Raw genomic sequence first — 11,699 nt, forward strand, 5'->3', positions numbered from 1 at the left:
GTACCGATCATGACGTCTATCTTCCGCAAGCCCCTGCTTGCCGCCGCGATCCTCGCGGCATCGCTCACTGCTGCCGTCGCGCAGGAGGTGAAGCCGTTCGCCGATACATCGCGGCTGGTGTCGATCGGTGGCTCGCTGACCGAGATCATTTATGCGCTGGGTGAAGAGGGCCGGCTGGTGGCGCGCGACCAGACTGCCGTCTACCCGGAAGCGGCGACCAAGCTGCCGGATGTCGGATACATGCGCCAGCTGGCGCCCGAGGGCGTGCTCTCGGTCAATCCGACGGCGCTGCTGATCATCGAAGGCAGCGGCCCCAAGGAGACGCTCGACGTGCTTACCAAGGGCTCGGTCGAGATCGTAACCGTCCCCGAGGGCTTTTCGCACGAAGGCATCCTCGAGAAGGTGCACGTTGTCGGCAAGGCGCTTGGCGTCGACGCCAAGGCGGCGGAACTGGCGACCAGGCTCGATGCCGAGCTGAAGTCGGCGGAGGCGATCACGGCGAACCTGCCGGAGCGCAAGCGCATCCTCTTCATTCTTTCCATGCAGGACGGCAAGGTGATGGCGTCCGGCACCGACACTGCTGCGGACGGCATCATCAAGCTGGCCGGGGGGGTGAACGCGGTCGAGGGCTACTCGGGCTACAAGGCGCTGACCGATGAAGCCATCGTCACCGCCAAGCCCGACGTGATCCTGATGATGTCGCGCGAGGGCGGTCATGCCGTCACCGACGAGGTTCTGTTCGCTCAGGCGGGCATTGCGATGACGCCGGCGGCGGCGAACAAGGCAGTGGTTCGGGTGGACGGTGCGTATGCGCTCGGCTTCGGACCGCGCACGGCATCGGCGATCGCCGAGCTGGCGACCGCGCTCTACGGCCAACACCCGGCGGCCCAGTAAGAATGACCAACCTGACCATGTCGCTTCCCGCCATCGCCGAATCCCGGCGTGGCGGCGATCGTCGGGCGCTTGCGCGTCTGACCCTCTCCGCGCTGGCGGTCCTGCTCGTGGCCGCCGCGCTGCTCAGCCTCACCAGCGGGGCATCGGGGGCGAGCGGCTGGTCGGTCGTGGGCAGCTGGTTCGGGCTCGTCGATGCGAGCGATCCGGTCGTCGCGCGCGACAGGCTGATCATCTATGACATTCGCCTGCCGCGGCTGGTACTCGGCATCCTCGTGGGAGCCGGCCTTGCCGTCTCCGGCGCGGTAATGCAGGGCCTGTTTCGCAACCCGCTCGCCGACCCGGGGCTCGTCGGCGTGTCGGCCGGTGCGAGCCTTGGCGCCGTGGGCGTCATCGTTCTGGGCGCCACAGTGCTCGCACCCGTAGCCGCGGTTCTTGGCATCTTTGCACTGCCGCTGGCTGCCTTTGCCGGCGGACTCGCGACGACGCTGGTGCTCTACCGGGTGGCGACGCGGCGTGGCCACACTGCCGTGGCGACGATGCTTCTTGCGGGCATCGCCATCAGTGCATTCGCCATGGCGATCACAGGTGTGCTCGTCTACCTCGCCAATGACGCGCAGTTGCGCGACCTGACGTTCTGGGGGCTCGGCTCGCTCGCGGGCAGCAACTGGACCAAGGTCGCGGCTGCGGTCATCCCGATCGCGGGTGGCGTTGTCGCTTCGATGACGCTCGGCGGCGGGCTCAACGCGATTACGCTGGGCGAAGCGACGGCGCGGCATCTGGGCGTGCCGGTCCAGCGGCTGAAGTCCACGGCGATCGTGGCGGTCGCCGCGACAGTCGGCGCTTCGGTCGCGGTCAGTGGTGGCATCGGCTTTGTCGGCATCGTCGTACCGCATGTTCTGCGGCTCGTGATGGGGCCGGACAATCGCTACCTGCTGCCGGGTGCGGCGCTGCTCGGAGCCGCCTTCCTGCTCGTTGCCGACGCAATCAGCCGGGTGGTCGTTGCACCGGCCGAGCTGCCGATCGGCATCGTGACGGCGGCCGTGGGCGGGCCATTCTTTCTCTGGATCCTGCTGCGTCGCCGCGGCCAACTCTGGGACTAGCCGAGTGTTCAGCGCTTCGATCGACAGCATCGCAATTGGTGGCACGACCATCGTCCGCTCGGTGGAGTTCATGGCCCTGCCCGGCGAGGTTACTGCAATCATCGGACCGAACGGTTCTGGCAAGTCGACTTTGCTCAAGGGGCTGAGCGGGGATCTGCATTTCAAGGGCCGCGTGGCCATCAACGGGCAGGACAGCCGCAGTCTCAGGTCATGGGAGACGGCGAGCCTGAGGGCGGTACTGCCGCAGCATTCGACGCTGTCGTTCCCGTTTACGGTACGCGAGGTGGTGGCGATGGGGCTGACCGGCGGCCGGTCAGGCGTGTCCAACGCCGAGAGGGAATGGCTGCCCGAGCGGGCGCTGGAGCGGGTCGATCTCGCGGGGTGCTCGGGGCGGTTCTACAGCGATCTGTCGGGCGGCGAGCAGCAGCGCGTACAACTGGCGCGGGTGCTGTGCCAGGTGTGGCAGCCGGTGCTGGATGGCGCGCCGCGCTACCTGCTGCTTGATGAGCCGGTGTCGAGCCTCGACGTGAAGCACCAGATTCTCGTGATGAAGATCGCGCGCGACTTCGCCGACGCCGGCGGGGGCGTGGTGGCGATCCTGCATGACCTTAACCTCGCGGGGCGATTTGCCGACCGGATTCTCGCTATGCGCGCGGGCACGGCGGCCGGCTTCGGCGCGCCGGACGACGTGCTCACGGATGAGCGGATGACGGACGTGTTCGACTGTCCCATCCGCTTCCACCGCGACGACGCCGGGTTGTTCGTCCGGCTGGGCTGATCCTGGCTGGGGCCGTGGCCTACTGCAGCTTGCTCAGATCGCGTACGGCGCCCTTGGCGGCGCTGGTGGCGAACTGCGCGTAGACCTTGAGCGCGGTCGACACGTTGCGCTTGCGCGGGGCAGCCGGTTTCCAGCCGAGCTTGTCCTGCTCGGCGCGGCGCCTGGCCAGCTCCGCGTCCGAGATCTTGAGGTTGATGGTGCGACCGGGGATGTCGATCTCGATGATGTCACCTTCGCGCACGAGACCGATCGTGCCGCCTTCCGCCGCCTCGGGCGAGACGTGGCCGATCGACAGGCCCGAGGTGCCGCCCGAGAAGCGGCCGTCGGTAAGGAGGGCGCAAGCTTTGCCGAGGCCCTTCGATTTCAGGTAGCTCGTCGGGTAGAGCATTTCCTGCATGCCTGGGCCGCCGCGCGGACCTTCGTAGCGGATCACCACGACATCGCCGGCCTTGATCTCGTTCGAAAGGATCGCCTTCACAGTCGCGTCCTGGCTTTCGAACACGCGGGCCGGGCCGGTAAACTTGAGGATCGACTCGTCGACGCCGGCGGTCTTCACGATGCAGCCGTCGAGCGCGACGTTGCCCTTCAGCACGGCGAGGCCGCCGTCCTTGGAGAAGGCATACTCGGCGCTGCGGATGACGCCCTTGGCGCGGTCGAGATCGAGATCTTTCCAGCGGGCGCTCTGGCTGAACGCCTCGGTGGTGCGCACCCCGCCGGGCGCGGCCATGAAGAAGTTGCGCACGCCATCCGAATTGGTGCGGGAGATGTCCCAACGGTCGAGCGCATCGCCGAGGGTGGCGGTGTGGACGGTCGGTTCGGAGCGGTTTATCAGGTCGGCGCGGTCGAGCTGGCCGAGGATCGACATGATGCCGCCGGCGCGGTGGACGTCTTCCATGTGGACGTCGGATTTCGCGGGCGCGACCTTGCAGAGCACCGGCACCTTGCGGCTGAGCGCGTCGATGTCGTCCATGGTGAAATCGACTTCCGCTTCCTGCGCGGCGGCGAGGATGTGAAGGACGGTGTTGGTCGAGCCGCCCATGGCGATATCGAGGGCCATGGCGTTCTCGAAGGCGGCCTTGGTGGCGATCGAGCGCGGCAGGACGGTGGTGTCGTCCTGCTCGTAATAGCGGCGGGCGAGGTCGACGATCAGATGGCCGGCTTCCTGGAACAGGCGCTTGCGGTCGGAGTGGGTGGCGAGCGTGGAGCCGTTGCCGGGGAGCGACAGGCCGAGCGCTTCGGTGAGGCAGTTCATCGAGTTGGCGGTGAACATGCCCGAGCACGATCCGCAGGTGGGGCAGGCGGCTTCTTCGATGGCCTTGAGGTCACTGTCCGAGATCTTGTCGTCGGCAGCGGCGACCATGGCGTCGACGAGGTCGAGCGCCTGCAACTGGCCGGCGAGGACGACCTTGCCGGCTTCCATCGGGCCACCGGAGACGAAGACGACCGGAATGTTGATGCGCATCGCGGCCATCAGCATGCCGGGCGTGATCTTGTCGCAGTTCGAGATGCAGACCATGGCGTCGGCGCAGTGGGCGTTGACCATGTACTCGACGCTGTCGGCGATCAGCTCACGGCTTGGCAGCGAATAGAGCATGCCATCGTGGCCCATCGCGATGCCGTCATCGACCGCGATGGTGTTGAATTCCTTGGCGACGCCGCCGGCCGCTTCGATCTCGCGCGCCACCAACTGGCCGAGGTCCTTCAGGTGGACGTGGCCGGGGACGAACTGGGTGAACGAGTTGACCACCGCGATGATCGGCTTGCCGAAATCGCTGTCCTTCATGCCGGTGGCGCGCCAAAGGCCACGGGCGCCGGCCATGTTACGGCCATGGGTGGTGGTGCGGGAACGGTACTGGGGCATCTCGAACATTCCGTCTGGTTTGGCCACTGCCATTCCACACCAGATCGGAGAGTACAAGCCGCGCAAGGGCCCAACCCGTTCGGTTGGCGCCGGCCTCACGCTGGCATGGCGCCGGCCAGTGCCTGAAATGCAGAACAGCGGGTAAGGGTGAGTCTCAACGCGACGACGCCATCGGCGATTTCATAGTCGCCTCTGACACTATTGCTGCCGGGGCAACATGATGGTGAAGCGCGCGCCGCCGGTGGGCGAGCGGCCGACGGCTATACTGCCCTTGTGCTGGCGGACGATGCTCTCGACAAGACTGAGGCCGAGCCCTGCACCGTCCGAAGACGGGGTGGGGCGGTGGAAGGGCTCGAAGATGCGCTGTTCCGCGCCGGGTGGAACACCGGGTCCTTCATCGCTAACCGCGATGGTTCCGGCTTCGCCGACAGAGACGATGATGCGGCCGTGGTTGCCGCCGTGGCTGATGGCGTTGCGAACGAGGTTGAGCACGGCGCGATGCAGGCTGCCGGGGTCGGCTTCGACCATCACCGCTGTGCCCGGAGCTTCGAGCTCCAAGTCGTAGCCGGCGGCGATGGCGAGTGGAGCGAGATCGGCGACGACAGCGGCGCCGAGCTCGACGAGATCGAACGGCAGCAGCGCCGGCTCGCTGATGGTGAGGCGCTGGACGTCGAGCAACTGGTTGGTCAATTCGCCGAGCCGGGTGACATCCGCGAGCAGCTTCTGGCGGCCCTCGAAGGGGTCGGCAGTCTCGATCCTCGCCAACAGCACCGCGATCGGCGTGCGCAGCTCGTGGGCGGCATCGGCGAGGAAGCGTTCGCGGCGCGAATGCGCTTCGTCGAGGCGTTCTAGGGCGGCATTGACGGCACGAACCAGGGTCAGCACTTCTGCCGGCAATTCCGCTTCGGGGATGCGGATGCCGCGCTGGTTGACGTCGATGCTGCCGGCGGCAGTGGCGGCGGCGCTGAGACCCTGCATCTCCGCCCGGATGAAGCGGGGGACCGCTATGGCGCTAGCGATGGCGAGAACGACGAATGTCGTGATCGCCATGGTCAGGGTGATGGCCTGGATGATCCCCGCAACGCCGAGCGTTGGGCCGCCGCCGGTTGCGATCTTCACTGTCCCGCCGGGCATCGTGACCGTCCGAACGAGCAGTGTCGGACTGCTGGATTCCAGCTCCAGCATCACTTGCATCGACACGACATCCTTGAGCCCCAACCGAAGGACCTGGGCCTCGGGCGGGATAGAGCCGAATGTCACATCGCTTTCATCCGCCGCCACGGCGATGAACCAGAAGCCGGGATACTTTTCGACCAGCTTTGAAAGAGCCGGTGTCGGATGGAGGGCAAGCTTGCCGCCGCTTTCAAATGTCAGTGCGGGTTCGATGGTCGCGAGCACGCTCGGATCTGGCGGTCGAACGTTGCGAGCCCCGGACATCATCGGCAGGGCGAAGATGGGCACGAGGATCAGGCCGAAGAACAGCGCCAGCGTGACCAGTTGCAGTCGGATCATGCGCCGTGTCAGGCGATGGGCGAGTGGTTGGTTTGGGGAGTCGATCACTTCGACGTCCGCAGCAGATAGCCGACACCGCGCACTGGATGGATTTCGACATTGGCGCCTGCATCGGCCAGTTTACGCCTGAGGCGGGAGATGTTGGCGTCGAGCGAGTTGGACTGGATCTCGTCATCGACCCCGTAGACGCTCTGCTCAAGCGCGATGCGGCGCACGGTCTGCCCGGCGCGGCGCATAAGCGCTTCCAGGGCCAGGAATTCGCGTCTCGGGAGATCGAGAATCTTGCCGTCGACCTGGATTATGCCGCGTGTGATGTCGAACTCCATGTTGCCAGCCGTCACGGCTTCGGCCTGGACGCTGGCGGGCCGCCGCAGCACGGCCCTGATCCGCGCGATCAGCTCCTCGATGAGGAAGGGCTTGGCGAGGTAATCGTCGGCACCCTGGTCGAGGCCATGGACGCGATCGGCGGGCTTGCCCAGGGCGGAGATGACGATCACCGGCAGGTTGGGCCGGCGCCTGCGGATGAGGCCGAGCAGCGAGATGCCGTCGCCATCGGCGAGCTGACGATCGAGCAGTGCCACGTCGTGCTCGATCAGGGCGACGGCCTCCTCGGCGACCTCGAGTGTCGCAGCGTGATCCACCACGTAGCCCTGCTTTTCCAGCGTGCCGCGGAGCATGGACGCGAGCTCGGGCTCGTCTTCGACCAGCAATATCCTCATCGATCCTCCATGCCACGCGGGAGGTCCGCCAGACAACCGCATGGCCGCCCTGCAGGTTTGGCGGCCCTTTCGCAATGTTCTCGTAATGCGGGTTTGTCAGAGAGGAGGCGCTTTGGTGCGGCAGCATCGGCCACGGCCAGGATTCAGTCTTCGCCACCATGATCATGCTGGCGAGGTTGATGTTCGGCTTCTGCTCCTATTTGCGCCTGCCCCTCGAGCAGATGCCGAACATTGACACCTCGTCAGCACAACCGGACGGCGTCGCTATCCGATGACGCGCCAGCGCTCTTCGCGCGGCGAGGTGGGGCGGAAGTCGTAGCGGTCCCTGCCAAGGGCATGGAGCGTCGCAAGTTCGATCAGCGAGAAGTCGGCGGGGTTCTCGCGGTTGAGGTTCATCGGCTCCCTCAGCACGACCGGCGGGTTGGTCATGAAGCGTACATTGCCGGAGTGGTTGTTGGACGAGGCGTGCAACATGAAGGGGTGGAGGATGATGAAGTCGCCGGTCTCGCCGGTGATTTCCTCGAACTCCTGGCACTGGTCGATCAGCTTGCCGAACGCGTCGCCATCATCGACGCCCTCGGGATGGTCGGCTAGGTAGTTGGCCACCACCTTGATCGAGTCCGGGGCAACGAAAGTGCCGCCGCCTTTGTGGACGACGTCGGACCAGTAGACGATGGTCAGGAGGCCCTGCTCGCGGCTATCGAGGAAGTGGCGGAAGAAGCTGCCGTCCTTGTGCCAGCCGCCGGAGGCGGGTGAGGGTGGCAGCCAGGGCTTGTCCTCGCCGCGCTTGAAGTTGACGACGAAGGCATCGGACCATTCGGTTGAATCGATCGTGGTGAAATGCTGCGACTCGATCTCCATGATGCGGTGATCGATGCGATCCTCGCCGCCGGTGACGTCGCAGAGCGCGGCCCAGCCTTTGGGCGAGATGTCCTTGATGGCCGCTATATTGTGGCGGTCCATCCAGACGATGTCCTTGGTCCAGGTCGAGCGGTCTTTCGGGTCGTAGCCGAGGCGAGTGTAGGCCTCGTCAGTCCACTTCTTCGCCAGTGCCGGATCGACGCACCCCTTCACGCGGACATAGCCCTTTTCGATGAAATGCCGGGCATCGTCCGGCGTCAGGACCTGAAGTCTATGCGCCATGGCCTTGTTTTCCTCCCATTGGCTTTTGGCCAACTTTGGCGATGGCGGACAGGGCTGACAAGTTAAGCAAAGGGCGAACGCGGCCGGCAGAGTCTCGCCCGCGTTCCCTAGTTTCAGAGGCCGGTGGCTTTTTCCTGCGCTTCGTTGTAGCGGGCACCCTGCACCTCGATTGCGGAGGCGGCGGCGTCGATTTCGGCGAGGGTGGCGGGCGACAGTTCGAGCGCGGCAGCGGCCATGTTCTCGTCGAGGCGGGAGAGCTTGGTCGTGCCTGGGATCGGGACGATCCACGGGCGCTGGGCCAGCAGCCAGGCGAGGGCGATCTGGGCGGGGGTGGCGTTCACCTGGGTGCCGATGTGGGCCAGCAGGTCGACCATGGCCTGGTTGGCCTTGCGGGCACCTGCGGCAAAGCGCGGGATGGTGTTGCGGATGTCGCCATCGAGGAACGCGGTCTTGTCGTCGATCTTGCCGGCGAGGAAACCCTTGCCGAGCGGGCTGTAGGCGACGAGGCCGATATTCAGTTCCTCTAGCAGATCGAGGACCGGCGGGCGCTGGAACCAGAGCGAGTATTCGTTCTGGAGCGCGGTGACGGGTTGCACGGTATGGGCGCGGCGGACGGTCTCGAGGCCGGCTTCGGACATGCCGAAATGCTTGACCTTGCCCTCGGCAATGAGGTCGCGAACCGTGCCGGCTACATCCTCGATCGGCACGTGCGGATCGACGCGGTGCTGATAGTAGAGGTCGATGGAATCGATCCGTAGCCGCTTGAGCGAGCCCTCCAGCGCTTTGCGGATGTTGTCAGGCCGGCTGTTCACGCCGACCGATTTGCCGTCTTTGAAGTGGAAGCCGAATTTGGTGGCGATCACGACTTGGTCGCGCACCGGCGCGAGAGCCTCGCCGACGATTTCCTCGTTGCCGAAGGGGCCGTAGACTTCGGCGGTGTCGAAGAAGGTGAGGCCCTTGTCGACGGCTGAGCGGATGAGGGCGATCGAAGCCGATTTCTCGGGGAACGGGGCATAGGACTGGCTCATGCCCATGCAGCCGAGACCGATGGCGGAGACTTCGAGGCCCCGGCCGAGTTTGCGCTTCAGCATTTTGATCTCCTTGGTTCGATCTAAAGGCGGAGCGGCGCGCAAGCGTGCGTGGCTTCCCTTTCGAATGGCGATCGGGCCTCGTTGTACGGTGGCCGCGAGACCTGCCCTGGAAGTTTCGATCGGAATGTAGCCTCGTGCGTAGCTGCGCATTAGGATGGATAATCTTGATGCGGTTGTGAGCGTGGTTCACGAATGGCGCGTAGTCCGATCGACGACATGCAGGCTTTCCTGGCTGTGGCGCGGGAGCGGAGTTTTACCCGCGCGGCGGCACAGTTGGGGGTGACGCCATCGGCGCTGAGCCACTCGATGAAGGGGCTGGAGGAGCGGCTGGGGCTGCGCCTGCTGTCACGGACGACGCGCAGTGTGTCGCCGACCGAGGCAGGTGAGCGGCTGTTGCGGTCGATCGGACCGCATTTCGAGCACATCGAGGCCGAGATCGCGGCGCTCAGCGATTTCCGCGATCGTCCGGCGGGGACGATCCGGGTTTCATGCGGGGATTCCGTGGTCGAGGCGGTGTTCCGGCCGGTGCTGAAGTCGTTCCTTGCTCAATACCCCGACATCACTGTCGAGCTGGCGATCGACAACGGCTTTGTCGATATCGTGGAGCAGCGGCTGGATGCGGGAGTGCGACTGGGCGAGGCGCTATCGAAGGACATGATCGCGGTGCGGATCGGTCCGGACTGGCGCTTCACCGTCGTGGGAACCCCGGAGTATTTCGGGCGGCGGTCCCCGCCGGAGACCCCGCAGGATCTGACCAACCACAAGTGCATCAACCTGCGGCTGACGACGGCCGGCGGGCTCTATGCGTGGGAGCTCAGGAAGGACGGGCGCGAGCTCAATGTGCGGGTCGAGGGGCAACTGATCTTCAACAGCATCCTGCCGGCGCTGAGCGCGGCGCTCGATGGGCATGGGCTTGCCAATGTGCCCGAATACATGAGCCGGCCGTATATCGAGCGGGGTGAGTTGGTCGAGGTGCTGGCCGACTGGTCGCCGACCTGGCAGGGCTTTCACCTCTACTATCCCAACCGCCGCCAGCCCTCGCCGGCGTTCACCGCCTTTGTCGAGGCGCTGCGCTATCGCGTCTAGGCCAAGTACGCTCGGTGGCGGCAGCGCTAGGCTGGCGCCGGGCGACGATGACGCCGGCGACGATGAGCACGATGCCGCCAAGGGCCGCGGGCGAAACGTCGGTTCTGCTCACGGCCCAATCGAGGACCACGCCGCCGAGGACCTGGCCGGTGATCAACGCTGGAGCAGATGAGCGATGTTACCGGCGGTCGTCAGGGCGTCCGCGCTGATGCTGTCTAGCAGCAGGACACAACGATCGTAATGCTGAACATCGTACAGCCACAACTGTGATCTCTCGAGGCTGAACTGACGTCGCAGGCGCGCTGACTGGGCACACTGCTGCCGCGGCAGTCAAAGATGTCGCGCTATCCATAAAATGCAATACAGTGGTGCCATTGAGACGCAAGATGCTTGGTTTGGGGAATGCTGATTGATCAGAGCCTGCACAGTCTCCTTGAGGCTGCGCATAGTGGAGGCGTCGAGGTTTTCGACGGCGAGAATCCGGAAGAGAGGTTCCCTGGTCTGGCCTGGGCTATAGAACAGGGATTGGTGAAAGACGTTTCGGGCGGTTTTCACTTCTCGAGCAAGTATATCTTGACGGCCAAGGGGTTACGGGCAACGGGGCTGCCAGCGAAACCGCAATCCATCTGGCGTCGGCTGCTCCAGCTTTGGTGAGCGGAGATCGAGTGGGCGAATGCGCCACTCTTACTGCGCCAGCGGTTCGGCCTCGCTGGCTACGGTGAGGGGCCGGCGTACCGTAGTCCGCCAGGCGCGCTGCTGCTCGACAGGATCTCACAAGTTTTGCGCGCCGATGGCCCTGTGGTAAAGCCGAGTTGATCTTCTGCAGAAGACGAGGGCAGCAGGGGCGCAGGTTGGGTCGACTCGATGAGTGATGAGAAGGTCATGCGGCGTGTCGGCCTGGCACTATTGTTCTGATTGCGCTTGGCGCCTGGCGCCGGCTGCATGATCTCGGCGATGACAGCCTGTGGTTTGACGAGGCGGTTTCCTGGGTTCAGTCCAAGGGATCGTTGCAAGAGCTGATCGACCGGACCGCGCGGGACAACTATCCGCCGCTGCACAACATATTTCTGTTTGCGGTCACTCACACGTTCGGCGACTCGGAATTCTGGCTGCGGTTGCCGTCGGTGGTCTTTGGGACCCTGACGATTCCTGCCGTATACTGGGTGGGGTGCAAACCGCACAGTCGCCGGGCCGGGCTGTTTGCAGCCGCGATCCTGTCACTGGCGGCCTTCCACGTCGACTATTCCCAAGGGCGGCAGTGGCGCTACTGGGAAGACCGGGGCTACGAATGGTACGCCGGCATCTGAAGGCTTCAGGTGCCGCGCACCCATGCGCATGGTTGGGTTGATCCTCCGATCCAGCCGGGCGAGGCCAAGCTCAGCAAGTCGACAGTGTGACGATTACATGAAGATCGTCAGTAGATATCGGGCGCCGCCGGCGCTCTGTGCGAAATTGCACAGACCGCTCAATGCATTGCGATCGCCGTCACCTCTGAAGCGTCAAATGAGGCGCGAG

General features: G+C 65.0%; 10 protein-coding genes. 5 read left to right on the top strand and 5 right to left on the bottom strand.

Translation table 11 applies throughout. The annotated features are described in order from the left end of the window. Positions 1-9 precede the first annotated feature (9 nt). The 3 genes from ACOYW5_RS21135 to ACOYW5_RS21145 are packed head-to-tail and all read left to right on the top strand — an operon-like array spanning position 10 to position 2,772. The gene (locus tag ACOYW5_RS21135; protein WP_423066848.1) at positions 10-894 is read left to right on the top strand and encodes a heme/hemin ABC transporter substrate-binding protein; all 885 of its coding nucleotides are present in this window, start codon (positions 10-12) and stop codon (positions 892-894) included. Between the two features lie 2 nt (positions 895-896). Beyond that, positions 897-1,994 carry a FecCD family ABC transporter permease gene (locus ACOYW5_RS21140; protein WP_423066849.1) on the top strand — a complete coding sequence of 366 codons (1,098 nt, stop codon included), beginning with the start codon at positions 897-899 and terminating at the stop codon, positions 1,992-1,994. A gap of 4 nt (positions 1,995-1,998) precedes the next feature. Beyond that, entirely contained in the window at positions 1,999-2,772 is a 774-nt protein-coding gene (locus ACOYW5_RS21145; protein ID WP_423066850.1) for a heme ABC transporter ATP-binding protein, read from the top strand. Between the two features lie 19 nt (positions 2,773-2,791). On the opposite strand, the gene ilvD is transcribed toward ACOYW5_RS21145, so the two are convergent. The 5 genes from ilvD to ACOYW5_RS21170 form a co-directional block, all read right to left on the bottom strand. Next, positions 2,792-4,633, bottom strand: coding sequence for a dihydroxy-acid dehydratase (gene ilvD / locus ACOYW5_RS21150; protein ID WP_423066851.1), 1,842 nt, complete (start codon positions 4,631-4,633; stop codon positions 2,792-2,794). A gap of 198 nt (positions 4,634-4,831) precedes the next feature. Beyond that, on the bottom strand, positions 4,832-6,145 hold the full coding sequence (locus ACOYW5_RS21155; protein WP_423066852.1) for a sensor histidine kinase: 1,314 nt from the start codon (positions 6,143-6,145) through the stop codon (positions 4,832-4,834). Positions 6,146-6,189: 44 nt separating this feature from the next. Further along, positions 6,190-6,864, bottom strand: a complete 675-nt coding sequence (locus ACOYW5_RS21160) for a response regulator transcription factor (protein WP_423066853.1) — start codon at positions 6,862-6,864, stop codon at positions 6,190-6,192. Positions 6,865-7,128: 264 nt separating this feature from the next. Then, positions 7,129-8,007: a phytanoyl-CoA dioxygenase family protein gene (locus ACOYW5_RS21165; protein WP_423066854.1), complete on the bottom strand. Its 879-nt coding sequence runs from the start codon at positions 8,005-8,007 to the stop codon at positions 7,129-7,131. Between the two features lie 113 nt (positions 8,008-8,120). Then, positions 8,121-9,098 carry an aldo/keto reductase gene (locus tag ACOYW5_RS21170; protein WP_423066855.1) on the bottom strand — a complete coding sequence of 326 codons (978 nt, stop codon included), beginning with the start codon at positions 9,096-9,098 and terminating at the stop codon, positions 8,121-8,123. 192 nt (positions 9,099-9,290) lie between these two features. Between ACOYW5_RS21170 and ACOYW5_RS21175 the strand changes: the two genes are divergently transcribed. Both ACOYW5_RS21175 and ACOYW5_RS21180 read left to right on the top strand, forming a co-directional pair. Then, the gene (locus tag ACOYW5_RS21175) at positions 9,291-10,184 is read left to right on the top strand and encodes a LysR family transcriptional regulator (protein WP_423066856.1); all 894 of its coding nucleotides are present in this window, start codon (positions 9,291-9,293) and stop codon (positions 10,182-10,184) included. A gap of 1,007 nt (positions 10,185-11,191) precedes the next feature. Next, the gene (locus ACOYW5_RS21180; protein WP_423066857.1) at positions 11,192-11,491 is read left to right on the top strand and encodes a glycosyltransferase family 39 protein; all 300 of its coding nucleotides are present in this window, start codon (positions 11,192-11,194) and stop codon (positions 11,489-11,491) included. Positions 11,492-11,699 lie beyond the last annotated feature (208 nt).

The organism is Devosia sp. CN2-171 (assembly GCF_049354815.1).
In the GTDB taxonomy this organism is placed as follows: domain Bacteria; phylum Pseudomonadota; class Alphaproteobacteria; order Rhizobiales; family Devosiaceae; genus Devosia_A.

Excerpts from the sequence above, each read along its gene's own strand:
- ACOYW5_RS21135 (WP_423066848.1), top strand. The coding sequence starts at position 10 with ATGACGTCTATCTTCCGCAAGCCCCTGCTTGCCGCCGCGATCCTCGCG.
- ACOYW5_RS21140 (WP_423066849.1), top strand. The coding sequence starts at position 897 with ATGACCAACCTGACCATGTCGCTTCCCGCCATCGCCGAATCCCGGCGT.
- ilvD (WP_423066851.1), bottom strand. The coding sequence starts at position 4,633 with ATGCCCCAGTACCGTTCCCGCACCACCACCCATGGCCGTAACATGGCC.
- ACOYW5_RS21155 (WP_423066852.1), bottom strand. The coding sequence starts at position 6,145 with ATGATCCGACTGCAACTGGTCACGCTGGCGCTGTTCTTCGGCCTGATC.
- ACOYW5_RS21160 (WP_423066853.1), bottom strand. The coding sequence starts at position 6,864 with ATGAGGATATTGCTGGTCGAAGACGAGCCCGAGCTCGCGTCCATGCTC.
- ACOYW5_RS21165 (WP_423066854.1), bottom strand. The coding sequence starts at position 8,007 with ATGGCGCATAGACTTCAGGTCCTGACGCCGGACGATGCCCGGCATTTC.
- ACOYW5_RS21170 (WP_423066855.1), bottom strand. The coding sequence starts at position 9,098 with ATGCTGAAGCGCAAACTCGGCCGGGGCCTCGAAGTCTCCGCCATCGGT.
- ACOYW5_RS21175 (WP_423066856.1), top strand. The coding sequence starts at position 9,291 with ATGGCGCGTAGTCCGATCGACGACATGCAGGCTTTCCTGGCTGTGGCG.